A 26,546-nucleotide genomic window follows, 5' to 3' on the forward strand; every position below is an offset into this window, starting at 1 on the left:
TCATTTATTTTAATGCTATTATTTAAATTTTAACCAAATAGACGAAAAGTATGATTAGGAGGTGAAGGCTCTTAGAGTGGAAACAACACACTCTTCTAAGCCGAATAGTATGAAAGAAAACTGGAGCCCTAGTTTATTCAAAGATTATCACCAGCATGAACATGATGCATGTGGGATTGTTTCTGTGATAGAAAAACGCAATATTCCTACGAAGGAAAATATTCAAGCATGTATAGATGCACTTGTCACAATGAATCACCGTGCAGGTTTTATTAACGGCGAAGGTGATGGCGTTGGAATTCATATTGATATTCCAAGAGCACTTTGGAAAGAAAAGCTTAGCACTTCTTCCATTGATGCAAACCTTGCTGATCGAAGTGATTTTGTAGTAGGACATTTCTTTTTAGCAAAAATAGGAAACAATGAAACTAGAAAACAAGCGATTTTAGATGCTCTATCCAATCGCGGTCTTGAAGTTGTTTATCAATCCGATAAAACAACAAATTCAAACGCTTTAGGACCTATTGCGTCCCAAGACGAGCCTGTATTCTGGCAAGTTGCCATGGTCCCTAACCATGAGAGTTCTAACCTAACGAAAGTGCTTTTCGAATTAACAATAGAAATTGAAAAAGATGAACATGTACACGTATCTTCTCTCAGCCAATATGTTGCTGTTTACAAAGTGATGGGCGCTGGAGATATCCTTCCAAACTATTATCACGATCTTGCAAATCCACTTGTAGCATCAGCCATGACATTAGGACATAATCGCTATTCTACAAATACACTCTCTAGTTTCTTCCGTGTACAACCATTCAGCTTATTAGGTCATAATGGTGAAATTAATACAGTCGCTAAGCTTCGGGATGAAGCAAAAATGATTGATGTACCGTTAACTCTTGGAGGTAGTGATTCACAGGATTTAAATCGAACAATTGAAACTCTTGTTTGCCGAGATGGCTATAGCTTATTTGAAGCTGTCGACGTTTTGTTCCCACCAATTATTAACGAAATAAAGTCTTATCCCGACCATTTAAAAGATCTGTATACTTATGTTCGTGAAGCATGGGGTCATTTTGCACAAGGACCTGCTGGAATCATTTCTAGATTTGCGGATGAGGCAGTATTTAGTGTAGATGCACTTGGTTTACGACCACTTTGGAAAGTAGAAACTGAGACTTCATTTCTATTTGCATCTGAACCAGGCGTTATACCTGCTACCCTTTATGCAGGTGAGCCTAAACCACTTTCACCAGGTGAAAAGCTTGGGCTAAAGTGGGACAATGATGAAATTGTGATTTATGATTATCCGAATTTTCAAGAGGAAGTCTACAGCAGATATAGCAATCGCTTTGATTTAAAGGATTATAAGAGGAAGCTTGAATATCCAAAAAGTAAAGGGAAGCACTCCGCTTCTCCAACCTTAAAGGTCCATAACGGTCATTATTCTGCTTTTGGCTGGGATCGTGAGCATATTCAACTACTTGAGCAAATGGCGGAAAAAGGTGTCGAGCCAATTCGTTCATTAGGATACGATGGTCCACTTGCTGCAATTCATCCAGACCGAAAAAACATCGCAGACTTTATTAAGGAAAGTGTTGCAGTTGTTACAAACCCAGCAATTGACCGCGATCGTGAGTCTGAACATTTTTCAACTCGAGTAATTATTGGAAAACGTCCTACTTTAAACGCTAAGCATGAACATCCGTTCACAGTAGAACTTCCTTCCCCCCTTCTATTAGAAGGGCAATTAGGGCAACTTTCCTGGAAAGAAACCGAACAATTACCAAGTGAAGAACTAGTTGACTTGTTCTCAAGTAAAAAGCAATTACATGTTCTTTCAACAACATTTTTTGAAGCCGAAACATTAAAGGATGCTCTTACTAGACTCGCTAATGAAGCTGTTGAGTCCGTTGAAAATGGTGCTGCGTTAGTCGTGCTAGACGATTATCAGGCACACCAGGATGGTCATTTGTGGATTGATCCACTTTTAGTTACTGCAACGATTGATCAAGCCCTTGCGGAAGCACAGCTTAGAAGAAATTGTTCACTGTTACTTCGTTCAGGTGCAATTCGTACTTTGCATGATGTCATTCTAGCTTATGGCCTCGGAGCGGATGTGATTAATCCTTACATTCTGTTTGCAACGGTCACTGAGGAAGAAAACATCTCATCAGCGGTCAATTTATATAGCTCATTAAATAAAGGAATAGAAAAAGTCATCTCAACGATCGGTATCCATGAGCTACGCGGCTATGGCCGACTTTTCTCCTCAATTGGATTAAATGATGACATTGCAAATGCATTAAAAGTTGTGAACTTCTTTGGCGGATCCGAGTTAAAAGAAAACTTTGCAACGTTAAAAGAAGATGCAATTGCCCGCGCTGAGGATTTCAAGAATGAGAAAGCAAGACCGAGTAAAACATTCCACATCTTCCCAAGAATATGGAAGTCAATAGGTGATGTTGCGAAGACTGGAAGCTATGAAGCATATCGTGAAAAACTTACTGAACAAGAAGAAGCAAACCCTATTACGATTAGGCATTTAACAGATTTAAAGAAATCAAGTAAACCTGTAGCACAAGAGAAGGTGGACATAAGTGTTGGTGAGCATGCTTTACCGTTCGTCATTTCCTCTATGTCTTTCGGTTCTCAAAATGAAATTGCTTTCCGCGCTTACGCTGAAGCTGCTGAACAACTCAACATGATTAGCTTAAACGGTGAAGGCGGAGAGATTAAGGATATGCTTGGAAAATATCCTCATACACGTGGACAGCAAGTCGCATCTGGTCGTTTCGGGGTTAACGCAGAGCTCTTAAACTCTTCTAACCTACTAGAAATTAAAATTGGGCAAGGTGCAAAACCAGGTGAAGGCGGACATTTACCTGGATCTAAAGTTACTGCAAAAATTGCTGAAGCAAGAAACGCAACAATTGGATCTGACTTAATCTCTCCTTCTAACAATCACGATATCTATTCAATTGAGGATTTAGCTCAAATGATAGCCGAGCTGAAAACCGCGAATGACCAAGCAAAGGTAGCAGTTAAAGTACCGGTTGTACCGAACATTGGAACGATTGCAGTCGGGGTAGCTAAAGCGGGTGCAGATATTATCACTATAAGCGGATTTGATGGTGGTACTGGTGCAGCGAGAATTCATGCATTGCAACATGTAGGCCTTCCAGTTGAAATTGGAGTAAAGGCTGCTCACAATGCTTTACTAGAAGCCGGTCTACGTCAACAAGTAGAATTATGGGCAGATGGCGGAATCAAAAGTGCACTCGATGTTATTAAAGTCATGTTACTTGGAGCAAATCGAATAGGCTTTGGTACTCTATCGATGATTGCGATTGGCTGTACGACTTGTCGTGGCTGTCACTTAGATACTTGTCACGTAGGGATTGCTACTCAAATTGAAACTGAATCACAAGCAAAAGAACATGGTTTACGACGCTTCGTACCTCGTCAATCGGACTTAGCTGTTCAAGGTTTGGTTAACTTATTTACAGCGTTTGGTACAGAATTAAAAACACTAACAGCCTCTTTAGGTTTTAAGAATCTACAAGACCTAGTTGGCCGCTCAGACCTATTAGAGCAGACGAGAGGTCTCGAAGAAATAAATCTTTCATTACTGCTTGGCACACTAGATATACAAACACTTTCACATAAAGAAGTAGCCGCAAGTATCCAGGAACAAAAGCTGGCTGTTGCAGCCGGTGCTGAGTATCTTGACACTCATGATGACGAGCTTTTAAGTTCACGTGAATTTTCAAGCGTAACTTCTGAACAACGTGTCCTTGGTAGCAGAGTTTCTTGTCACCGTGTGCGCGGTCGCTTAGATGGGTCTTACCGTAAGTTGGATAATATTAAGTTGCATTATAAAGATGGCTCCGTTCTCGGAAACGGTTTAGGCGCATACAATTCAAGCGGAATTGATATCTTAGTAGAAGGTGGCGCACAAGATGGAACTGGAAAAACATCTTTAGGCGGATCCATCCAAATCTTCAAAGGAAAAGGTATCGATGGAGAGTTCTACAATGGTTCTGTAGGTAAAGGCTTTGGCTATGGCGCTCAAAGCGGCTTACTACTAGTACAGGGTGACGCTGACGCTAGAGCTGGTATTCGTTTATCTGGTGCAGATATGATAATTGGTGGGCAGGTCCGCAAACCAATTCCTGTTAAAGAATACGGTAACCTTGGTGTAAATGCGAATATTAAAGGATTTGCATTTGAGTATATGACAAATGGCCGCGGACTCGTCCTTGGCGATCCAGGTCCATGGATATGTGCAGGTATGACCGGTGGAGTCGTTTACGTTCGCCATCAGCCTGAAATGGGCCTAACAAAAGCAGCAATTGAACGCAGAGTTGCAAAAGGGGCAAAGATTAACATTGAACCTTTATCAGAAAATGGCAAAGCTGATGTGATTGAACTGTTAACAAGTTATATCGCAACACTAAAGCAGCATCAACAAAAATCGGAAGCTGAAGAAATCGAACAATTATTACAAAATCTCGAAGCAAACTTCCTTCAGCTTGTTCCTCAAAAAGAACAAGCAGATCCTTCTGTATCAACAGAGTGATCAACCAACCCTTATAACACTCGTCAACATGACGAGTGTTATTTTTTTGTTAAAAAAGGGAAATGTATCTTGAATAAATACCTTTTACCCTGTATAGTCAGTAGATATTTACAACATAGAAAAAACAGATAGTGTGAGTTCAAGAAAAAATGATGTTTCATCATCACTGAACCTCCTCTAAAACGAAAGGAAGTCCTATTCTCTTATGAAACTCGGTGCTCGCATCCTTAAAACAGGGATCGCCATCACATTAGCCTTATTTTTATCCACACTTTTTCAACTTCCTGCTCCCGCTTTTGCAGGAATTGCAGCAATTTTTGCCATTCAACCGACCATATATCGTTCTTATATTTCAGTCATTGAACAAATCCAAGCAAATGTAATAGGAGCTCTTTTTGCCATCATCTTTGGTCTTGTTTTCGGGCCCAATCCAGTCGTTATTGGACTAACAGCGATAATTGTCATTTCAATCAATTTAAAGCTAAAAGCTGAAGCCACAATTCCAGTAGCAATTGTAACGGTTATTGCCATCCTTGAAAGTCCTGGTGACAATTTTATTGAATTCGGTCTTATTCGCTTTTTTACTGTTTTAATCGGAGTACTTGCAGCGTTTATCGTAAACTTGGTTTTTCTCCCACCAAAATACGAAACAAAACTATATAATCGTATTTCTAGCAATACAGAAGAGATTATTAAGTGGATTCGAATTAGTGTACGGCATGCCTCAGACCATAATATTCTAAAAGAAGATATTGAAAGACTTAAAGAACAAATGATGAAATTAGATCAACTCTATCTACTTTACAAAGAAGAACGTCATTACTTCAAACAAAATGAATATGCCAAATCTCGTAAGCTGGTTCTTTTTAGACAGTTGCTCGTAACATCTAATCGGTCACTTGATACGTTGAAAAAGCTTCATCGTCTTGAAAATGAGCTTCAGAATATGCCAGCAGAATTTCAAGAAGTGCTCACCACTGAACTTGACTACCTTCTACTCTTGCATGAAGAATCACTGTTGAAATTTATTGGCAAAATTAAAACCAGTCATTCCTCGCAACTTATCGAAGAATGTAGCTCTAATAAACAAAAACTATTCGAAACTTTCATGGACTATCATAAACGATGTGACGACCATTCTTGCTTTTACCACCTTCTTCCACTAGTCGCAACAATTATCGATTATAGTGAACAGCTTGAACACTTAGAAACATTGACACACAGTTTTCAAAGCTTCCATAAGGAAGAGAACGAAATTAAGTTAACAGAAGAATAATATTGAAAGCTGCAAATTCCTGGTGGATTTGCAGCTTTTTATTTTAAGAATGTACTCCCTAGTGATAAAAATGCGGAATAACCATGTTTGGCGTGATTTCGACAGGACTACGTTTGATTTCGACATTTTTTCGTGAGATTTACTATGTATATCCTGAAATTCATGCACTTGCGCCCTCTCTTTTTTCACCACAAAAAAAATACACAGCATCAACCATGTATTTTTTATAAAAATATGCTATTCCTTCATCTTTGGATCCAAAACATCTCTCAGTCCGTCACCCATCAAGTTAAATCCTAACACGGTCAGCATGATTGCGAGTCCTGGAAAGAATAATGTCCATGGAGCTTGCACAAGGTAACTCTTAGAATCTGCAAGCATTTTTCCCCATTCAGGTGTTGGGGCTTGTGCACCCATTCCTAGAAAACCAAGTGCCGCCGCTTCGATAATGGCTGTTGCAATCGCAAGTGTTCCTTGAACAATAATGGGTGTCACACTATTTGGGAGAATATGATGAAATAAAATTCGCTGATCCTTCATTCCAACAGCACGGGCCGCCATAATATATTCCTCTTGCTTCACACTGAGAACTTTAGAGCGAACCAACCGTCCGAAGTTCGGAATATTAATGACCGCAATCGCAATCAAAGCATTTTGCAGGGAAGGCCCTAGAATTGCAACGACGGCAATTGCAAGCAAGATACTCGGAAAGGCGAGCATAATGTCAAAAATTCTTGAAATGATCGCGTCAACCCAGCGTCCATAATATCCTGCTACAATTCCTAGAAAAGTACCAGCAACTGCTGAACCAAGCACCGAAAAAAAACCGACCCACAATGAAATTCTTGCCCCATAAAGAACACGCGAAAATATATCTCGTCCAAAGTCATCCGTACCAAACCAATGCTCACTGGATGGAGCTAATAAGCGTTTTGACAACTCTTGCTCTTTAAAGCCGTACGGTGCAATTAACGGAGTAATAATTGCAATAAATATGAAGAAAATGACGATTCCTAACCCGACTAAGGCGAGACGATTTTTACAGAAACTTTGCCATGCTTCCTTCCAAGGAGACGTTATCTTCTCATCTACATTATCTATAATCACTTTTGAATTCTTAGCTAATTCAGCCACTGTTTTCCCCCCTTTAACCGTTATTGATGATATTTGATACGTGGGTCAACAACTGCATAAAGAAGATCCACTATTAAGTTAATGATTACAAAAATTGCTGCAATGATTAAAATACCTGATTGAATAACTGGGTAATCACGGTAATTTATCGCATCATATAAATACCTACCGATTCCTGGCCATCCGAAAATTGTTTCTGTCAAAATTGCCCCACCTAAAAGTAGACCAGTTTGTAAACCAATAACCGTTAATACTGGAATAATGGCGTTTTTTAATGAGTGCTTGTACACAACCCAAAACATTTGAAGCCCTTTTGCTCGAGCTGTTCGAATGTAATCAGATTTCATTACTTCGAGCATTGTTGAACGAGTCATCCTTGCGATAATTGCCATCGGTATTGTCGCAAGTGCTAAACTTGGCAATACGAGATGCTTTAAAACTTGAATGAATTGGTCCGTTCTTCCTTGCAAGAGAGTATCTATTAAATATAAATTTGTTATCGAATCAACGGGGTTTCGAACATCTTCACGCCCTGTTGAAGGTAACCAACCCAAGTTAATTGAGAATGCCCATTGCTCCATTAATCCAAGCCAGAAAATTGGCATCGAAACTCCGATCAATGCAAGAATCATTGCTACATAATCAAACCAAGAGTTTGAAAACCAAGCACTAATAATTCCAGCATTCACCCCAATTACAATTGCAATAATCATTGCCACAATCGTCAGTTCAGCTGTTGCAGCTAAGTATGGCCAAATCTCATCATTAATGGCACCTCTAGTTCGAAGAGAAGTACCTAAATCTCCAGTGAATAAAGCACCTATGTAGTCAAAATATTGGGTATACCAAGGTTGATCTAGGCCTAGCTCTTTCGTAAGTGTTACAATGGCTTCTTTTGTGGCCTTCTGGCCGAGAATGACCTGTGCGGGATCTCCAGGAATCGCTCGAATAATTGCAAAGACAACTAATGTCATTCCAAACAAAACAGGTATTAGTGAAAACATTCGACGAACTGTGTATGAAATCATCTTGGTTCACCTCTTATATAAGAAAGGGGAGACATCCGCTCCCCTCTCCCTCATTGTTATTTAAATTCAACTTTTGTTAACGTATCAGAACCTGTTGGATGCGCAAGAAAGTTCTCTAGATCTTTTCCACCAGCTAATAGTGGTGTTGAGTGAACAAGTGGTACCCATGGTGCTTCGTCGTGAATAATTTCTTGTGCTTTTTTATATAACTCATTACGTTTTTCTTGTTCTGGTTCTGTTTGTGCTTCGATTAAAACATCATGTAATTCATCGTTACTGAATTGTGAATAGTTATTGCTTCCAATACTGTCTTTATCAAGTAAAGTGTACAAGAAGTTATCAGCATCTCCATTGTCACCTGTCCAACCTAACATGAATGCATCGAACTCACCTTTACTCGCTTTATCTAAGTAAGTTGCCCAGTCAACAGACTGAATTTCTGCTTCAACACCAATTTTGCGGAAGCTTTCTTGAATAACCTCGGCTACCTTCATCCCTTCAGGCATGTAAGGTCGTGGAACTGGCATTGCCCATAGATCCATTTTAAATCCATCTGGATGTCCCGCTTCTGCAAGCAATTCTTTTGCTTTCTCTAGGTCATATGGATAAGCTTCAATGTCATCGTTATAGCCTTCAATTGAAGGTGGCATTGCGTTTTTCGCTGGTTCTGCTTGACCACCGTAGAATGATTCAATAATCGCTTCTTTATCAATTGCATGATTTAGCGCTTGACGAACTAGTTTATTATCAAACGGTGCTCGATTTGTTGCAAATCCTAAATATCCTACGTTCATTGAAGGACGTTGGAAAACTTGAAGATTGTCATTTCCAGTAATCGTTGCTTCGTCAGAGTTGTTCACTCCGTCCATTAAGTCAATTTCACCGTTTACTAAAGCGTTTAGACGAGCTGAATTTTCAGGGATTGCTCGAAAGATTACTTTGTTCAACTTCGGATATCCTTCCATCCAGTAGTCTTCGAACTTCTCAATGACAATTCGATCATTTGGCTTCCACTCAACAAATTTAAAAGGTCCTGTTCCAACAGGATTTTCTCTGAATTTATCTCCGTGTTTTTCAATTGCAGCTGGACTTGCAATTCCGAATGGAGACATTGCTAAGTTTTTCAAGAACGGAGCTTGCTGTCTGTTAAGAACAAATTGAACTGTGTGCTCATCAACTGCTTTTACTTCCTTAATTACGTGGCCTTCTTCACCTTTGTAGCCACCAAACATTGAATAATATGGAAAGTCATCTGCATTTCCATTCATCCAACGTTCGAAGTTAAACACAACTGCTTCTGAATTAAAGTCTGTGCCGTCATGGAACTTTACACCTTGACGCAGTTTAAACGTATAAGTTAAACCATCTTCAGTTGTCCACTCCTCTGCTAAACCCGGATGAAGAGTTGTGTCTTGATCGCCATACTCTATTAATGTTTCAAAAATATTCTTCGTTACTTTGAATGTTTCACCCTCAGTAGTTGAAATTGGATCAAGAGAAGTAGAATCTCCACCACGGCCAAATACGAGTGTGTCCTTTTTAGAGTCACCTTCTGAAGGTGAACCCGCGTCGCCACCTGCTTCGTTATTGTTGCTACAGCCTACAAGTAGCAAACTTAGAGCCAAAAACGAAACAAGCAACAGCTTTAACGTCTTTTTTGTTTTACGCATACTTAAATCCCCCTGTTTTTTTGTCTTATGTATCATAAATACTACTAATCACTGATTATATAAGTGACAAGCAACATAATGACCTGACGGCAATTTTTGTTCAATTGGCCTTGTTGTTTTACATACATCCATACATTCCACGCAACGAGTGTGAAAAGCACACCCTGAAGGCGGGTTTGCAGGACTTGGTAGCTCGCCTTGAATCATAATCATCTCTCGTTTGATATCAGGATCTGGGATAGGAACGGCTGAAAGAAGTGCTTTTGTGTATGGATGCTTTGGATGCTCATATAGCTCTTCGCTATCTGCTAACTCTATTAATCTACCTAAATACATCACTCCAACACGATCACTAATATGCCTGACAACACCAAGATCGTGAGCGATAAAAATATAGGTAAGTTGAAACTCTTTTTGAATATCTTTGAGCAAATTTAATACCTGTGCTTGAATCGATACATCTAATGCTGAAACAGGTTCATCTGCAATGATTAGTTTTGGCTTTGTCATAAGCGCTTTTGCAATCCCAATTCGTTGACGCTGTCCACCGCTAAATTGATGCGGATATCGTTTTGCATGATAGCTACTTAATCCAACCACTTCAAGCATTTCACGTACTCTTTTTCTTCGTTCTTCTTTTGAGCCAATTCCGTGGACAATTAAGGGTTCTTCTAGAATTTTCTCTACTTTGTGGCGAGGATTAAGTGAAGCATATGGATCCTGAAAGACCATTTGCATGTCTCGTCTGACTTTTCTTAATTGACTTTTAGACATAGAGGTAATCTCTTTATCTTCAAAAAGGACATTTCCTTCACTGGCTTCTATTAAACGCATTAGGAGCCTTCCTGTCGTTGACTTTCCACAACCACTCTCCCCGACAATTCCTAATGTTTCACCCTTCTTGACATAAAAAGAAACATCATCAACCGCCTTGACCTCGCCTTTTTTCCAACCAAGAATACCACCATTAATAGGAAAGTATTTTTTAAGACCATTTACTTCAAGAAGTAACTCCGACATGTTCACCCGCCCCCTTATCTACTTTATGTAGGAAGCATCGGACTTGATGACCATGCTTTTCCATTTCATATAAATCTGGCGTTTCTTCGGTACATTTTCCAAACATCTCTTCGCAGCGAGGTGCGAAGCGGCAGCCTTGTTCAATGCTTCCTGGTTTGGGAACATTTCCTGGAATTGAGTATAAGCGACCTTTTTTTCCTCTTAAATCGGGAACTGATTTGAGTAAACCTTTTGTATACGGATGCTTCGGTTCTTTTAAGATTGTTCGCACGTCGCCATGCTCAACAATTTGGCCACAATACATGACAAGTACTCGGTCACACACCTCTGCGACCACACCTAAATCATGTGTGATCAGAATAATCGATGTGTTTGTTTTGTGATTCAAATCTTTCATTAAGTTTAGGATTTGCGCTTGAATTGTTACGTCAAGAGCAGTTGTGGGCTCATCCGCTATTAGAATTCTTGGATTACATGCCATCGCCATCGCAATCATGACCCTTTGTCTCATTCCACCTGACAACTGATGGGGATACTCACCAATAATTCCTTCAGCTCTCGGTATTCCAACAAGTTTTAGTAGGTCTACGCTTCGATTTCGTGCCTCTGCTTTTGATATCTTCGTATGTAGTCTTAAAGCTTCGATTAGTTGGTTCCCAATTGTAAACAACGGATTTAGAGAAGTCATTGGTTCTTGGAAAATCATTGAAATTTGATTTCCGCGAATTTGCCTCATTTGTTTATCAGAGTATGAAGTTAAATCATTTCCTTCGAAAAGTATTTTCCCATTTGCAATCTTGCTAGGTGGGCTTGGAATTAGCCCCATAACTGCAAGAGAAGTAACACTCTTTCCACTACCTGATTCACCAACAATTCCCAAGATTTCTCCCTCTTTAAGGTCAAAACTGATCCCATCTACAGCTGGTATAGATTTTTTATCCGAGATAAAAGAAACATTTAAATCCGAAATTTCTAGGATTGATTTTCGGCTCATATTGTCACCTACCTGATGTTATATTGTAAAATTTGACTGATTTTTAATAATACGGAATATTTTAATTATTATGACATAACTTTTTCAAATATAATGTCGAAAAGTGTCCTAATATTCAAACTTTTTTCGACAAATGTTTGCACCTTGTGTTTTTGAGCTTAAAATAGAAGAAAATAAGTTAAAGAAGCTAGAATTCAAGGGATTTCAGAGGAAAAATACTATCGTATATTTGGTTTCAAATTTTTTAAATTTAAACAAATATCAGAGCATATGTTATACCGAACTACTATATTAATCCGTTAAAGCAATAAAGAACAACAAAATTAGACAATTTTACAATAATATCCATACTCGTATTGCATAGGAAAAAAGGACCCATTTCTGAGTCCTTCCTTTAATCGAGTTGTTGAATTTGAAAAAGCTTATGATAATGACCTTGCTGCTTCATGAGCTCATGATGAGTCCCCTGCTCAACAATTTCACCATTTTCAATTAAGACAATTTTATCTGAATGTGTGATAGTAGAAAGACGATGGGCCACGATAAACGTTGTGCGCTCTTTTGCTAATTTTTCTAATGCTTCTTGAATCAAATGTTCACTTTCCAAATCTAGTGAAGACGTCGCTTCATCCATCACTAAAATTGGTGGATTTTTCAAGAACACACGTGCAATCGAGATTCGTTGTTTTTGCCCTCCAGAAAGCTTTACTCCCCGCTCACCTACTTTTGATTCATAGCCATCTGGTAAGCTTAGAATAAAATCATGTGCATTTGCAGCTTTTGCTGCCGTAACTACTTCTTCCTGTGTCGCATCCGGGTTTCCGACTAAAATATTTTCTCTTACACTATCACTAAATAAGAAGGTATCTTGAAGTACCATCCCGATTTGACTTCTAAGGCTTTGTGCTTGATAATCTTGAATATCAATTGAATCAAGAAGGATTCTCCCTTCAGTAACATCGTAAAAACGCGGTAACAGACTCACAAGCGTAGATTTACCTCCACCACTCATTCCTACTAGAGCAACAGTTTCCCCTTTTTTTACACGAAGTGAGAGGTTTTCAAGTATGAGTGCTTCATTATCATTGTACCGAAATGAAACATTTTCAAAAGAAACATCACCTTGTACATTTTCAGCCTTGACTGCATTCGGTTTATCTAGTATGTCATAAGGTACATCAATAAACTCAAATACACGATCCATTGAGGCAAAAGCTTGTGTCAGTGTTGTTGAAGAGTTAATCAAGCGTCTCATGGGACCGTACAATTGTTCAATGTAAGCAATGAACGCGACCATTGTTCCGATCGTTAAATTGCCGTTAATCACTTGATATCCCGCATAACTAATGACAATCAATGGAGCAATGTCTGTGAGTGTATTTACGATTGCAAATGTTTTTGCATTCCAGCTCGTATGTTTGAGTGCTTTATCTAAGAAGTTAGCATTTTCATTAGAAAACTCACGTTGCTCATGGTCCTCAATCGCAAAACTTTTAATTACTGGCATCCCTTGAACACGTTCATGTAGATGTCCTTGCACTTCTGCAAGTGCTTGGGAACGTTCTCTTGTTAAATGCCTCAGTTTACCGTAAAAGTATTTCACAGATAGTCCGTATAAAGGAAATAGAACAATTGAGATAAGCGTTAATTTTATATCCATCCAAAGCATGATACCAATTGCTATGAAGATGGTAACCACATCAAGCCAGACATTCATTAATCCCGTGATTACAAAGTTCTTTGTTTGCTCAACATCATTGATTACTCTAGAGATAATCTCACCGGCTCGAGTGTTCGCATAATAACGCAAGCTTAACTGCTGCAAATGAGTAAAAAGCTGATTACGAATATCAAACAAAACTTTACTTGCAACCCATTGTGCAAAATACTGACGATAATATTCGATTGGCGGTCGAACCACTAGAAAAATGACAAAGATGATTCCCATAATCGTGAAGAGCTCTTTCGTCTTTTCACCAGCCGGGCCCGCGCCACCAATAATGTCATCCAATATATACTTCAATAACAAAGGAATTATTAGAGGAATTGAAAATTTAATCACGCCTATAATGATTGTTCCCACTATTTGTAGGCGATATGGTTTAACAAATTTCATATATCTTTTCGTAACGCCCAAATTAATCCCCCTTTAAAATGCATGCCACCTTACACTTTACCACTTTCACGTGGCGAGCGCTGTAAATATACACTTGCTTAAATTCGGATGCTCGGTTTTTAGTATTTATTTTGAGCAATTGTGGCTGAAGGTAATCATTCCATAAATGGGAAACACACTAAAAATCCCGTCCTCTAGCGAACGGGATTTTCTTTTGAAGTTAGATCATCTAATATAAGTCAAATACCTCTCATACCACTCATCAATAAATTCAGGTGAAAACGGGCCTTTTCGTTGGTGAATCCAGTGAAGGAGCGTTTCAACGTTATTTTTTAAGATGAGATCAATGACCTCCGGATAATTCATGAGTTTTTTGTGATATTCGTATTCGTCCTCATCCAGAAGGTTATAAGTCATGTCAGGAAATACTTTTACATCGAGATCGTAGTCTATGTATTTGACAGCTTCGTCATCCCATGCAAAGGGTGAACTAATATTGCAGTAATAGTAAACTCCATCCTCACGAATCATTCCAATGATATTAAACCAATGCTGTGCGTGAAAATAGCAAATAGCTGGCTCGCGAGTAATCCATGTTCTACCATCCGATTCAGTTACAATTGTCCGATCATTTGCACCGATAATGCAGTTTTGTGTTCCCTTAAGTATGGTTGTCTCATCCCAGACTCTATGGATGTATCCATTATGCTTATAACTATGTATCTGTATAGTGTCTCCTTCCTTGGGAAAACCCACTTCTCTCCCCTACTTTCTATGTAGACGCTTTGTAAGATAAGAGTTCTTTACAAAGGGTATCGATTTTTTACTTCTTACCATTATACCGTCTGTTTATAAAAAAAGAAAATAATAGAGCCATTCTGTTAGAGAATGGCCCGTTCAAAGGTTAAGAAACTGTTTCTACTTTTTGATTTTGATAGGTCCGGATGACTTCCTCTGTTTGCTTTTCGAACATATGTTGGATTTGATATAACTGGAGCCTCATTTGCTCAATTTCAAACTGAACTGACTCTGCTTTTGCTTCATCCTGCAGCTGATTTAATTGCTCTTTTATTTCTTCACACCTCTCAATTTCAGACTGTAAATACAATAGCTTGTCCATAGTCTTCAACTGTTCTCGTACTAAATAGTCGAACTGATTCATGCTCATCTCTCCATAACTTGTTTTTAATTTCATAGTCCAGATAGATACATAATTCTGTTTCCGATGCTTTATTCCTTTGACTAGTTATGTAGATGAATTGGAGGTTTTGTCGTAATATTTTTATTTTACAAAAAAAGACACTCCTTTCCGTATAGGAAGAAGTGTCTTCTTTTGTTACTATGAAAATTAAGAGTTTTGTGATTTGTTTGATTCTGCTTGTTGGTTTTGTTTTTTTACTTGTTGTGCATTAGTTTCACTAGCGAACTCAGTACCGAATTGTTGACCAGCTTGGCCTTGAGCAGCTTGAGCATTTTGTTGTCTTACTTGTTGAACGTTTGTACCAGCAGATGTTTTTCCTGGTTGTTGTTGGTTATTGTTTGCCATTGTTATCACCTCCACGAAACTTATATTGTCCCGTAGGTAGATGAACTATCCACAAATAAATAATAAATTTTTTAAACTAGTAAAGAACGACCACCGTCTACAATTAATGTTTGACCACGAACCATCGACGCCTTTTTTGAAACTAAAAATTCAACTGCATCGACCATATCTTCGATTTCTACCATTCTTCCCGCAGGGGTATTACTGATGGCATCCTCCAAAAGTTCGTCACGATTTGGGAAATGTTTAAGTGCCTCTGTATCGACAGCACCGCCTGAAACAGCATTCACAATGATGTTTTTAGGTGCAAGTTCAACAGCCAAGTACCTTGTTAAAGCTTCTAATGCCGCTTTAGAGACACCAACTGTTGTGTAGTTTTTTAAGTAGCGAATAGATCCGAGTGAGCTAATGCTGACAATGAATCCTCCGCCTGTTTTTTCCATCCTTTTTGCAGCTTCTTGTGCACAAAAAAGAAGGGCCTTACTATTTATATCCATCGTCCAATCCCAATGACTTTCTTCTAGCTCCATGATTGGTCTCAAAACACCTGATGCTGCATTATTGACGAAAATATCGAGTCTACCAAATTCTTCATCGATTTGTGCAAAAAGCTCTTTAATCTTTTCAGGCTTCCCGACATTTGCTTTAACAACGAGCGCTTTAACTCCTAAAGCTTCTATTTCTGCAGCTGTTTCGAGCGCTGCGTTTTTACTGCGTGCATAATTGATTACGATGTTATAACCTTGTTTTGCTAAGCGGATGGAAATTGCTTTTCCAATTCCTCTGCTGCTTCCTGTTATAAGTGCTACTTTTTGTTCTTGGATCATTTTTTTAAGCTCCTTTTCTTAGCTTGGTCGTATAGTTGTTATTATTGTATCAAACAATAGAAAAAGCGAATAGCCAAGGAGGATGATTATGTACATTGGACGAGATATGACTGAGCTTTCAATGATGTCAAAGCGTGATTGGAAGAATACTGAACTTGAGTATTTTCACCATTCACTTCAACAGATAGTGCCTTATTTAAATGCTGAAGGACAATCCATTCATCGCGAAATCGTAAAAGAAATTGAAGAACGCGGTGGCCTTAAGTACAATGAAGCAGACTACACACACGGAACTCGAATTTCGTACGATTGAATCTGAAGTTTTCTACTATAGGGTATTGCAAAAGGGACTGAAAACCAAACATAGTCAGTCCCTCGCCATAAACAGCTTATAGATCTTCTGATGTGAAACAGGAAATGCATATCTTTCTAACTCAGCTACCGTCACCCTTTGTAGGTTAGGAGCGGCTTCTACTTTTCCGAAGTATACTGAAATATTCCAGATAAGGTGAGAAAAAATATGTTGAATTGTTCCACTTAGCTCAGATAACTGGACAGTGACTCCGTATTCTTCTTCTAAAGAGTATGTAAGTTGCTCTCGTATTGATTGTAGTGTGGGTGATGTGGTTTGAACTTCACTGTTTGGAAACTCCCACAAATTCGCAAGCAACCCTGTGGATGCACGTTTGTGAATATAAAGGTTTCCTTCCTGATCATATAAAACCGCTGCAGCCATTTGCACAGCTTTTGGCTTCTTCTTTTTGCTTTTTACAGGTAATTCCTTTTGAACGCCTTCATGAAAAGCAGCACAATGTTCTCGAACTGGACATAGTAAGCAAGATGGGGAGGTTGGGGTGCAAATCGTGGCTCCTAATTCCATTAATGCTTGATTAAAACTAGATGGATCCTCTTGAGAAATTAATTGATAAATGCTCTCTTCAAAAATTTTCCTTGTTTTCGGTTTTGCAATATCTTCCCATATCGTAAGAATCCTTGAAATCACCCTCATAACATTTCCATCAACCGCTGGCTCTGGAATATTGTAAGCAATACTTAAGATTGCCCCTTTTGTGTAGGGACCCACGCCTTTTAATTTACTGATTTCATCCGGATCATTCGGAACAATCCCGCCATAGTTTTCTTTTACCTCCTTAACGGCACTTTGTAAATTTCGTACTCTTGAGTAGTACCCCAATCCTTCCCATGCTTTTAGAACATCTTCTTCATCTGCATTCGCTAATGCATCAATTGTTGGGAATTTATGAATAAATTGATTAAAGTATGGGATAACTGTGTCTACACGGGTTTGTTGTAACATAATTTCTGACACCCAAACCTTATATGGATCTTGATCTTTTCTCCATGGTAAATTTCTTTTTTCTTGTTTGTACCACTGAATTAATTCTTTTTGAAACGGCAAAATTTCAAAGTTTTTTAGCTTTTCTTGCACCTGACTAACCATTTTGAATTGCCTCCGGGTGTTATATTTATAGAAAAAGTGGGAAAATAAAAGTTAGAGCATCAATTTTTGTTCGTTTTATAAACTAAATAGTATATGTCCTATTGTAAATGGTAACTTATATCGTTCATTTGGGGAAGAAATTATGTGCATCCTTTATTTGGATAGAAATACGCTACCTCACGCTCTTCACATGCACTCTCGACTCATTTTAGGGAGGTTTTATTCGTTGGATACAGGAACTCATATTGTAATGGGGATTGCATTAGGTGGTTTGGCAACCTTGGATCCTGCAATAGGTATAAACAGTCCTACCACCCAAGCAGTAATGATCGGAACCATTGTTGGTTCACAAGCACCTGATCTTGATACAATTTTAAAGCTTCGAAACAATGCAAAATACATTCGTAATCATCGTGGACTTACCCACTCGATTCCAGCAGTTATTTTATGGTCAATTTTAATAACTGGAGTTATTTATGTTTTTTTCCCAGAGTGTAGTTTACTTCACCTTGCGCTATGGACAACTCTAGCGGTTGTATTACATGTTTTTGTGGATATCTTTAATGCGTATGGTACCCAAGCTTTGAGGCCTTTTACAAAAAAGTGGATTGCCTTAGGTATCATTAATACGTTTGATCCGTTTATTTTTTTCATTCATATCCTAGGAATATTGGTTTGGGCAGTCGGGGGTCACCAGGGTTATACCTTTTTTAGTGTATATGTGGTGTTGATTGGCTACTATATTCTTCGCTTTATAATGCAGCAAAGAATTTTTAAAGACGTACGTGAGAAATTTGAAGATGTAGAAAGAATTATCATTTCGCCAACCATTCGATTTCGCCAATGGCACTTAGCTATTATGACGAAAGATCAGTTTTTTGTTGCGAGGGTTGTGGATAGTGAACTCGTTGTATTAGACCAATTTGAAAGAGTTCCCGTGCCTCAAACAAAAATAATACGAGCTGCAGAAGAAGATGAGAATATATCTGCCTTTTTATCTTTCTCACCTGTTTATAGATGGGAAGTGGATGAATATACAGACCATTATGAAGTGAAATTCATTGATCTCAGATATCGTAGTAAGGGCTATTATCCATTCGTTGCGATCGTTCAACTCGATCAAGATCTTAAAATTGTCAGTTCCTACACAGGATGGATTTTCAGCGAAGAAAAGCTTCGAAAAAAACTACACTTACTACCAGAGTGATACAAAAAAGCTGAAGAGGAATGCCTTTTCAGCTTTTAGTGTTTTAAGTAGTCATCATTGTTTAAAAGATGTTTGTATTTCGGATTGGTTGCGATAAATTCATGAAGCTTATCACCGTAATTCGCAATCATATTCCTGACAATTTGTTCAGTTTGCTCTTTTCCACGATAATTTCTTCCAGCTTTTGCACGAGTTGTTTCAAACTCTTCCCATAACAATTCAATCCAAGTTCTAGCTTGAGCATAGCTTAAATTTGTATTTTTCTTAAGCAGTTCATTTGTTAATCGTTCAAAATAAGTTTCCATATTTATTCTCCTTCTGGAAGGATTCGTTAGTAATAGTTTTACAAATTAACTTCATACTATTACTATGCTTCTCAAATTAAGAAGCTGTTTCAATGATGATCTTATCTGAGGAGGTTGTTAGCGATGCGTAACAAGGCAAAAGGCTTTCCAAATATGAATAATAACAAATTTGAAGGCGAACCAAGAGCAAAGGATGATTTTGCATCAACCCGGGCTGATGGCTCGATTAACTCTCATCCACAAGAACGAATGAGAGCGTCGGGACAACGTCAGCAACCGAACTCTTAAAACGCTTATTATCAATGAGGCTATACCTTTTCCTTATGAAAGAACTAGGCATGCGAAACACTTTAATCTCAGATTCTTAAAAATCTAAACAAACGGATTATGCTGAGGCTATACCTCAGTATGGTCCGTTTTTATTAACATTGAAATTGGCAGTGCTTCCTCATGATTGGGAGTTGATACTCGATGTCCCCATGCAAAAATTCCGTTTAGATAAACCACTTTAAATTGCTCTCCTGGTGCCCCTTCAATATCGTAAATATGATTTGGGAAAAAGTCATCAGGATTTAGTTGATAGGCTTTTGCCATTGATATTTTTCTTTCTAGTACAGCGAATTCATTCACAATACCCAATTGTTCAGCTTTTCTTGCTTTTTCCTTTAATGAAGCAATTTCATTTTTCAGTTCATACTCTGATAATTCACTATATCGTTTTGTATTCAACGGATTTTCTCCCTCAATTCGTGTATTCCTGTTTGTAAGTATAAAATAGAACCTAGAGTGAATGCAAAATATAAATAGAGGAGTGACACATTATGTCTGCACTTGTAATAACTGGCGGAGGCACTGGACTAGGGCTAGAACTAGCAAAACAATACGAAAAAAACTATGACCATGTTATATTGACTGGAAGAACTTTAAAAAACCTTAAAAAAGCTAAAAGAAGCTTAGAGGAAATTGAAATTTCAACTTCTACGTATGAGCTTGATATTCGAGAGGAAAACGAAATAAACGCATTTTTTCATGACATTTTCAATAGATATGATGTCACGGCACTGATAAATAATGCCGGTGTTGGACATTTTTCTAACCTAGAATCCATTTCATCCGCAGAAGTTCACGAAATGATCGATACAAATGTTAAAGGAACTATCTTTATGTGCAAGGAAGTTCTTCCCTATTATAAAAAGCAGAATGCAGGAAAGATCCTGAACATTGTATCCACAGCTGGCTTACGGGGCAAAGTGAATGAAAGTGTCTATGTGGCCTCAAAATTCGCTGTTCGTGGTTTTACAGAAAGTCTGGTTAAGGAATTAGAAGATACCAAAATAGTAGTTACTGCAGCTTACATGGGGGGAATGGACACGCCCTTTTGGGATGACAGTGACCACATTAAAGACAAAAGCCGTCTAAAATCACCTCAACAAATCGCAAAAGCCATTTATCAACAAGACAACGGTCAACCTGAAATTCACATTGACTAAAAAGCGCCTGCCCACGACGCTTGAATAGCGGTGTGGAGAGGCACTAAAAGTCTATTCTTCTAAATATCGATCAATTAGTTCAATTGCGAAGCCTTTTCGGTATAAGTATTGCTTCATTTTCATCTTAAATTGATAGGGGGCTTCATTTTTGTAGCGGTTCGCTGCTTTTTCAGCTTGCTTAATTAATGCGTCCCATTCTTCTGGTTCTTCTTTTTTTAGTTCAAGGTCTTCAAGCGCTATACTTATAACTGAAAATGGGAAACCTTTTCGCAACAAGGTTTGTTCAACTTTTTGTTTTGATTGTGTGGAAGAGACCATTTTATTTTTTTTGATGGTTTTCACAGCATGCTTAATGGCTTCCTCAATTTGTGAGGCTTGATCGTATTGAACGAGTGCTTCTTCAATTGTGTTGCGATCAATTCCCTTTCCGAAAAGCTCTTGTGTAAGTACGTTAGGTCCTTTTCCGTTTGTCTGCCAATGCGTTTTTACATAAGCACGTGCAAAATCAAGATCATCTACATAACGATATTCCTTCATCTTGTGGATTACTTCATCAATGACCGCGCTATCGACTTCTTTTTTTCGTAAGTAATCTTTTATTTCCTTAATTGAGCGCATTCGATATCCTAAATATTCAATCGCTTTATTAAATGCCTTTTTACTATCGTCACCATATTCTATTTCAACTAGATCTAAATCATCTAGCTCTTTTCCTTTTTTCAAACCAAATTTCAATAAGACATCTTGATCAACGCTAAACGCAAACCTTTCACCCTTACCGTCATCTAAAAAAATATTAAACCGGTCATCATTGCGCTGTTGTGCAGTAATTTTTGTAATGATTGGCACGTTCTTCACCTCTTTTATATTTAGTAACACATTAGAACGAGGATATTTATTAACTAAGGGTATAAAAAGATATAGAAGAAACTAAGACGGGAGTGTATAACTAATGAAAATCGTAATTGCTGGTGGCACAGGGTTTGTAGGAAAGCATATCACTGACTTTTTTATTCAAAATGGACATGATGTTTTTATTTTAACACGAAGTAAAAAACAATCATCACAAAAACAGCTTCATTTTGTTCAATGGCTTACAGATGATGCTGATCCAACAAAGGCATTAGAAGGTGCGGACACCTTCATAAATCTTGCCGGCAAATCAATTAACGATCGCTGGACATCTGAAACTAAAAAGCAAATTCTTGAAAGTCGAATTTCAACGACTAAAGCAATGTATGAAATTGTTGAAAAACTAGAAAGTAAACCATCTGTTTATATAAACGCGAGTGCTGTCGGAATTTATGGAACATCTTTAAATGATACTTTTACGGAACAATCGACAAAAACTGGAACCGATTTTCTAGCTGAAACTGTGAAGAAATGGGAAGCAGAAGCTGAGAAAATTCAAACACTAGGCGTTCGTACCGTTTATACACGCTTTGGAATCGTATTAGGTGAAGGTGGAGCATTACCTAAAATGGTTCAACCATATAAATTATATGCAGGGGGAACTGTTGGTTCTGGGAACCAATGGATTTCTTGGATACATGTTAAAGATCTAGTACGATTAATTGAATTTATTATTAAAACGGAGACAATTTCAGGTCCAATCAATGCAACCACGCCATATCCTGTTAGCATGAAGGAATTTGGACAAACAATTGGTCAATTTCTAGGGAGACCACATTGGATTCCAGCGCCTGCTTTTGCACTGAAAGCCATGCTAGGGGAAATGAGTATTCTAGTGTTAGAAGGTCAAAAAGTCATACCTGCAAAAGCATTAGAAAATGATTTTAATTTTTCTTATTCGCACCTTGATGAAGCATTGTCCAACATATTAAAATGAATTAAAGCGTACATTAAAATGTGCCTGTATTTTGTTTGGCTACTGTATTATCCTTATAAGACTTAAATACTGAACTACCTGTAAAACAGTATTAGATTGGAGTTACTAATGAAGTACACTTTGTTCAAAAGAGCAACGATTTTCCCGATTACCTCACATGTTATGTATGAATCAGATCTACTTGTAGCAAATGGAAAAATTCACTCAATTGGTAAAAATCTCTCCTACCCTGAAGGCACACATATCATTGATTGTGAGGAACAGTATATTTTCCCAGGCTTTATTGACGTTCATACACATCTTGGTTTATATGACGAAGGAACTGGTTGGGCAGGAAATGATGCCAACGAAACCATTGAGCCTCTTTCACCACATATTCGTGCATTAGATAGTGTTCACCCACTTGACCCTGCCTTTAAAGACGCCGTCGCCTATGGAATTACTACTGCACATATAATGCCTGGTAGTGCCAATGTTATTGGTGGAACTACTTCTGTTATCAAAACATTTGGCACAAACATTTCAAAAATGATTATTCAAGAAACAGCAGGATTAAAAATTGCCTTGGGTGAAAATCCTAAGCGCATTCACAGTCATGGCAATAAAGATTCGATCACTCGAATGGGCATTATGGGAATGCTTCGCGAAGCATTTTTCAAAGCCAAGTACTACAATGAACCAGATGACTTTAGGTCGCTTCCAATTCGCAAAGCATTAAGAAGAGAAATTCCAGTTCGTATACATGCTCATCGTGCTGATGACATACTTTCGGCGATTCGTTTCGCAGAGGAATTTCAGCTTGATTACCGAATTGAACATTGTACAGAAGGACACTTAATTGCTGAAGAACTTGCCGGTAAAAATGCAAAGGTTTGTGTTGGTCCAACCCTTACGAGAAGATCAAAAATCGAACTGAAAAATAAAAGTTGGGCTACCTACCGAGCATTATCTGAACAAGGTGTCGAAGTGTCGATTACAACTGATCACCCCTATACACCCATTCAGTACTTAAATATCGCTGCTTCCCTTGCTGTTCGTGAAGGATTTGACGAGCAAAAAGCCCTCGAAGGAATCACTATTACTGCAGCTAGAAACTTGCGCATTGAAGATCGAGTCGGAAGCTTAGAAATTGGGAAGGATGCTGACATCGTGTTATGGAATCACCATCCTTTTCACTACCTAGCAAAGCCGAAACTGACGATGATTGATGGTACTATTATTTACCAAAGCTAGCTTAATTCTTCTATTCCAAGACTCATCTAAGTCAAATGAATTATTTTAAAAAAATTAACAAAAAAACTGTATCTTTTTTAAATAAATTCGAGTATTATACTTTTGGATAGAAAGTCATTTTGACAATTGAATGTAAGAATGGGAAGGCAAATGGTGCGCCACCTTCATGGTCCTAGTGGGTTCGATTCCCACCCCGGAATTTTTTCATATTATCTTTCATATTAAAAAATTTCGAGGGTGTGGACCATTTCACAGTAGTCTGCCCTCAATGGAGGGATCCTAATGTTGAAAAAACGTGATGTTCATGACAGCCACGCACTGTACGACTTGATGATACACCCTGAAGTCTTCCCTTTTGTCCGGCAAAAGGCAAGCTCGTACGAAGAGTATTTATTCTTAACAAAACAAACAATTGAAGCGGAAGAGCGTGGTGAGTTAATCTCACGTACGATTCAGGATGAATGGGGCTCTCCAATTGGAACGATCAGCTTGTTTGACATTCAAGAAAATGCTGGATTCCTTGGCACCTGGTTAGGTAAACCATATCATGGAAAAGGCTATAACCAGCAAGCAAAAGATGCATTCTTCAATGAATTATTCTTTGAGCTAGGTATCGAAACAATCTTCTTAAGAATTCGCAAACAAAATGTCTGTTCAACAAAAGCCGCAGAAAAAATACCATATGTCATAAACGCCAACGAACCACGACAAAACCTACTATCACAAATAAACAATGGTGAAGACACCTTTAATTTATATGAAATCTCAAAAGACCTCTATACGCTTCACACACTGCGTACTACTTCAGAAGTCGAAGATCATCATTTAAAAGAAGCTTAAATTTTTAGCCTGTTCTTATGAGCAGGCTCTTTTTTATATGGAATTTGTGTTTTTCCAAGGCAATAATCCTAAATAACTCACCCATTTATACTGTATGAATTAACCACTTTTTGTCGAGACTAACTATGTCTAAAAATTTTTTGAAAAGGGTGAATATCATGGCAGATAAAAGAAAAAATGAAAAAACAAAAAGCACACTTTCAAGTTCTCAAGAAGTCACTTATTCAAGAGAGTTTAAAATGGCAGATCGTGCTGGTGGATACATAAGTAACAAGTCTAGACACTAACTTCCATACATGAAATTCACCCTAAAAAGCCATTCTATAGAAGAACGTTATTTTCATTAGGGGGGCATTACAATGGGAAGAAGTCATGGTCACAAAACACGCGATCGAAACAAAAATTCATTACCACAAGTACCAAAGAACTTAAAAAAATCAGATGGTGTTGACGAGGAATTCTCCCGTGAAATTGCGGACCAAGCAGATATGGAAGCTCAAGCAAGAGCAAATGCCGCAAACCAACGTCAAAATTAATATGTTTGTATCATAAAAATAGGAGTAGACGTCTACTCCTATTTTTTTGTGGGTAATAATATGTTATCCACAACAAAAATCTTTAATTGTGAGTAATTTGACTTTTATAACTGTGGATAGTGTGGATAAGACTGTTAGTATCTTTTATTATAAGTATTAGTTATCCACAGTTTATTCAAAGTAATAATCTATACTTATTTACATTAGTCTGTGGATATTGTGAATAATTCTTAATCTAATTATCAAACAACTAAGAAGAAACCTCTGCTCCTTATTATTTTTTCTGCCAAGCACGTTCAACACTACTGCTACATAAGATAATAGCGATTGAGTGTTTTCTAATTAGACAAGGGGTGACGCCTGTGAGATACCAAATCACTCAAGACTACATCCGACGAGGTAATTCAAGGTCTGGTCAAGCAATTCAAACGATTAAATTCATCGTTAGTCATGATACTGGAAATCCTGGCTCTACTGCTTATGGAAACCGAAATTACTTTGATAGAGAACAACCATCAGCCTCTGCCCATACCTTTATTGATGATCAATATATTTTAGAAATAATTCCGTTGAGTGAAAAAGCATTTCATGTAAGATCAAATGTACCTGAGGACAACCGACTCTATGGAGCAAATTCAAATGATGCAGCAATCGGAGTTGAGCTTTGTCATGGGGGTAGGATCAATTTTACTGAAGCATATCGACGCTATGTTTGGTATCATGCTTATTTATGTGATCGTTTTAATTTAAATCCCAGTGAAGATATCGTGGCACATGCAACATTAGATCCAATGCGCAGAACAGATCCAATTAATGCATTACGACCAAATGGGATATCCTTTTCAATGTTTATTGACGATGTAAGGGAAGCTCTTAGAGATCACTTTGGAGAATCTTCTCCACCATCAACTGGTGGCACACAAACAGTCACAAGGCCATCTGAAGTTAAAAGTACAACCGTAAAACTTCCAATCAGGGAAGGAGATACGGGAGCTTTCGTTAGGGATACTCAGAGAGAGCTTATTTCTGCCGGTTTTTCACTCCCTCGCTTTGGAGCGGATGGTCAATTTGGAGAAGAAACTGAAAATGCTGTTATGCGTTTTCAAAAAAGATACAATCTACTTGTGGATGGATTAGTTGGTCCACAAACATTGAATAAATTACAAGAAGTGAACCAACAACGTCGTTCCGGATCGGATTACCCTCTGCCTACAGGAGTTTTCAGACGCGGAAGCGAAGGGGAAGCTGTCCGACAAATCCAACGAGCTTTGAAACAGCTACGCTATGACCCAGGAGTAGTTGATGGCATATATGGACAACGAACTGAGGATGCCATAAGAAGATTTCAGTCAATGTTCGCTGCTCTGAAAGACGATGGTGTTTATGGACCAAACACACGTAAATATATTCGAATGGAATTAGATGACTAGT

26 protein-coding genes and 1 pseudogene are annotated in these 26,546 nt (G+C 38.1%); 13 read left to right on the plus strand and 14 right to left on the minus strand.

The window, feature by feature from the left end:
* Window positions 1-109: 109 nt before the first annotated feature.
* Together ACFFIX_RS20780 and ACFFIX_RS20785 are read left to right on the plus strand one after the other, a co-directional pair.
* The gene (locus ACFFIX_RS20780; RefSeq protein WP_378937568.1) at window positions 110-4,582 is read left to right on the plus strand and encodes a glutamate synthase-related protein; all 4,473 of its coding nucleotides are present in this window, start codon (window positions 110-112) and stop codon (window positions 4,580-4,582) included.
* A gap of 205 nt (window positions 4,583-4,787) precedes the next feature.
* Window positions 4,788-5,858, plus strand: coding sequence for an FUSC family protein (locus ACFFIX_RS20785; RefSeq protein WP_378937474.1), 1,071 nt, complete (start codon window positions 4,788-4,790; stop codon window positions 5,856-5,858).
* Between the two features lie 237 nt (window positions 5,859-6,095).
* On the opposite strand, the gene nikC is transcribed toward ACFFIX_RS20785, so the two are convergent.
* The 10 genes from nikC to fabL form a co-directional block, all read right to left on the minus strand.
* Window positions 6,096-6,992 (minus strand): nickel transporter permease, encoded by an 897-nt coding sequence (gene nikC / locus ACFFIX_RS20790; protein WP_378937476.1) that lies wholly within the window; start codon window positions 6,990-6,992, stop codon window positions 6,096-6,098.
* Window positions 6,993-7,012: 20 nt separating this feature from the next.
* Entirely contained in the window at window positions 7,013-8,020 is a 1,008-nt protein-coding gene (locus ACFFIX_RS20795) for an ABC transporter permease (RefSeq protein ID WP_378937478.1), read from the minus strand.
* A 56-nt stretch (window positions 8,021-8,076) separates the two neighbouring features.
* Complete coding sequence (locus tag ACFFIX_RS20800) at window positions 8,077-9,690, minus strand: ABC transporter substrate-binding protein (protein WP_378937480.1); 1,614 nt, start codon at window positions 9,688-9,690, stop codon at window positions 8,077-8,079.
* Window positions 9,691-9,738: 48 nt separating this feature from the next.
* A complete protein-coding gene (locus tag ACFFIX_RS20805; RefSeq protein ID WP_378937482.1) occupies window positions 9,739-10,710 on the minus strand; it encodes an ABC transporter ATP-binding protein in 972 nt (323 codons plus the stop codon).
* Window positions 10,691-11,704 carry an ABC transporter ATP-binding protein gene (locus tag ACFFIX_RS20810; protein ID WP_378937484.1) on the minus strand — a complete coding sequence of 338 codons (1,014 nt, stop codon included), beginning with the start codon at window positions 11,702-11,704 and terminating at the stop codon, window positions 10,691-10,693. The genes ACFFIX_RS20805 and ACFFIX_RS20810 overlap by 20 nt, the downstream gene beginning before the upstream one ends.
* 394 nt (window positions 11,705-12,098) lie before the next feature.
* Entirely contained in the window at window positions 12,099-13,841 is a 1,743-nt protein-coding gene (locus ACFFIX_RS20815) for an ABC transporter ATP-binding protein (protein ID WP_378937486.1), read from the minus strand.
* Between the two features lie 204 nt (window positions 13,842-14,045).
* A complete protein-coding gene (ntdP, locus tag ACFFIX_RS20820; protein ID WP_378937488.1) occupies window positions 14,046-14,576 on the minus strand; it encodes a nucleoside tri-diphosphate phosphatase in 531 nt (176 codons plus the stop codon).
* A 148-nt stretch (window positions 14,577-14,724) separates the two neighbouring features.
* Complete coding sequence (locus ACFFIX_RS20825; protein WP_378937490.1) at window positions 14,725-14,982, minus strand: YgaB family protein; 258 nt, start codon at window positions 14,980-14,982, stop codon at window positions 14,725-14,727.
* Window positions 14,983-15,168: 186 nt separating this feature from the next.
* Entirely contained in the window at window positions 15,169-15,366 is a 198-nt protein-coding gene (locus ACFFIX_RS20830; RefSeq protein WP_378937492.1) for a gamma-type small acid-soluble spore protein, read from the minus strand.
* Window positions 15,367-15,437: 71 nt separating this feature from the next.
* A complete protein-coding gene (fabL, locus tag ACFFIX_RS20835) occupies window positions 15,438-16,193 on the minus strand; it encodes an enoyl-[acyl-carrier-protein] reductase FabL (RefSeq protein WP_378937494.1) in 756 nt (251 codons plus the stop codon).
* A gap of 88 nt (window positions 16,194-16,281) precedes the next feature.
* Between fabL and yfhS the strand changes: the two genes are divergently transcribed.
* Window positions 16,282-16,506 (plus strand): mother cell protein YfhS, encoded by a 225-nt coding sequence (yfhS, locus tag ACFFIX_RS20840; RefSeq protein WP_378937496.1) that lies wholly within the window; start codon window positions 16,282-16,284, stop codon window positions 16,504-16,506.
* Between the two features lie 54 nt (window positions 16,507-16,560).
* Here the strand turns inward: yfhS and mutY are convergent, their stop codons facing one another.
* On the minus strand, window positions 16,561-17,655 hold the full coding sequence (gene mutY, locus ACFFIX_RS20845; RefSeq protein ID WP_378937498.1) for an A/G-specific adenine glycosylase: 1,095 nt from the start codon (window positions 17,653-17,655) through the stop codon (window positions 16,561-16,563).
* Between the two features lie 226 nt (window positions 17,656-17,881).
* Here mutY and ACFFIX_RS20850 point away from each other — a divergent pair, with 226 nt between their 5' ends.
* Window positions 17,882-18,862, plus strand: a complete 981-nt coding sequence (locus ACFFIX_RS20850; RefSeq protein WP_378937500.1) for a metal-dependent hydrolase — start codon at window positions 17,882-17,884, stop codon at window positions 18,860-18,862.
* A 35-nt stretch (window positions 18,863-18,897) separates the two neighbouring features.
* Here the strand turns inward: ACFFIX_RS20850 and ACFFIX_RS20855 are convergent, their stop codons facing one another.
* Window positions 18,898-19,167 carry a YfhJ family protein gene (locus ACFFIX_RS20855; protein WP_378937502.1) on the minus strand — a complete coding sequence of 90 codons (270 nt, stop codon included), beginning with the start codon at window positions 19,165-19,167 and terminating at the stop codon, window positions 18,898-18,900.
* Between the two features lie 123 nt (window positions 19,168-19,290).
* Here ACFFIX_RS20855 and ACFFIX_RS20860 point away from each other — a divergent pair, with 123 nt between their 5' ends.
* The gene (locus tag ACFFIX_RS20860) at window positions 19,291-19,455 is read left to right on the plus strand and encodes a small, acid-soluble spore protein K (RefSeq protein ID WP_378937504.1); all 165 of its coding nucleotides are present in this window, start codon (window positions 19,291-19,293) and stop codon (window positions 19,453-19,455) included.
* Between the two features lie 108 nt (window positions 19,456-19,563).
* Here the strand turns inward: ACFFIX_RS20860 and ACFFIX_RS20865 are convergent, their stop codons facing one another.
* On the minus strand, window positions 19,564-19,896 hold the full coding sequence (locus ACFFIX_RS20865) for a YfhH family protein (protein ID WP_378937506.1): 333 nt from the start codon (window positions 19,894-19,896) through the stop codon (window positions 19,564-19,566).
* Between the two features lie 92 nt (window positions 19,897-19,988).
* Between ACFFIX_RS20865 and ACFFIX_RS20870 the strand changes: the two genes are divergently transcribed.
* Complete coding sequence (locus ACFFIX_RS20870; protein ID WP_378937508.1) at window positions 19,989-20,657, plus strand: SDR family NAD(P)-dependent oxidoreductase; 669 nt, start codon at window positions 19,989-19,991, stop codon at window positions 20,655-20,657.
* Between the two features lie 51 nt (window positions 20,658-20,708).
* Here the strand turns inward: ACFFIX_RS20870 and recX are convergent, their stop codons facing one another.
* Complete coding sequence (gene recX, locus ACFFIX_RS20875; protein ID WP_378937510.1) at window positions 20,709-21,506, minus strand: recombination regulator RecX; 798 nt, start codon at window positions 21,504-21,506, stop codon at window positions 20,709-20,711.
* Window positions 21,507-21,609: 103 nt separating this feature from the next.
* Between recX and ACFFIX_RS20880 the strand changes: the two genes are divergently transcribed.
* The 7 genes and pseudogenes from ACFFIX_RS20880 to ACFFIX_RS20910 all read left to right on the plus strand — a co-directional run bounded on the left by ACFFIX_RS20880 (window position 21,610) and on the right by ACFFIX_RS20910 (window position 26,545).
* Complete coding sequence (locus tag ACFFIX_RS20880; RefSeq protein ID WP_378937512.1) at window positions 21,610-22,506, plus strand: TIGR01777 family oxidoreductase; 897 nt, start codon at window positions 21,610-21,612, stop codon at window positions 22,504-22,506.
* 108 nt (window positions 22,507-22,614) lie between these two features.
* Window positions 22,615-23,739 (plus strand): amidohydrolase, encoded by a 1,125-nt coding sequence (locus tag ACFFIX_RS20885; protein WP_378937514.1) that lies wholly within the window; start codon window positions 22,615-22,617, stop codon window positions 23,737-23,739.
* A gap of 282 nt (window positions 23,740-24,021) precedes the next feature.
* Window positions 24,022-24,579 (plus strand): GNAT family N-acetyltransferase, encoded by a 558-nt coding sequence (locus tag ACFFIX_RS20890; protein WP_378937516.1) that lies wholly within the window; start codon window positions 24,022-24,024, stop codon window positions 24,577-24,579.
* Window positions 24,580-24,737: 158 nt separating this feature from the next.
* The gene (locus ACFFIX_RS20895) at window positions 24,738-24,866 is read left to right on the plus strand and encodes a YfhE family protein (RefSeq protein ID WP_378937518.1); all 129 of its coding nucleotides are present in this window, start codon (window positions 24,738-24,740) and stop codon (window positions 24,864-24,866) included.
* 72 nt (window positions 24,867-24,938) lie between these two features.
* Complete coding sequence (locus ACFFIX_RS20900; protein WP_378937521.1) at window positions 24,939-25,115, plus strand: YfhD family protein; 177 nt, start codon at window positions 24,939-24,941, stop codon at window positions 25,113-25,115.
* A 362-nt stretch (window positions 25,116-25,477) separates the two neighbouring features.
* Window positions 25,478-25,978: pseudogene (locus ACFFIX_RS20905) on the plus strand (peptidoglycan recognition protein family protein); the annotation flags it as partial.
* A complete protein-coding gene (locus ACFFIX_RS20910) occupies window positions 25,961-26,545 on the plus strand; it encodes a peptidoglycan-binding domain-containing protein (RefSeq protein ID WP_378937570.1) in 585 nt (194 codons plus the stop codon). The pseudogene ACFFIX_RS20905 and the gene ACFFIX_RS20910, both read left to right, overlap by 18 nt.
* Window position 26,546: the final 1 nt, after the last annotated feature.

The organism is Metabacillus herbersteinensis (genome assembly GCF_042433335.1).
Taxonomy (GTDB): domain Bacteria; phylum Bacillota; class Bacilli; order Bacillales; family Bacillaceae; genus Metabacillus; species Metabacillus herbersteinensis.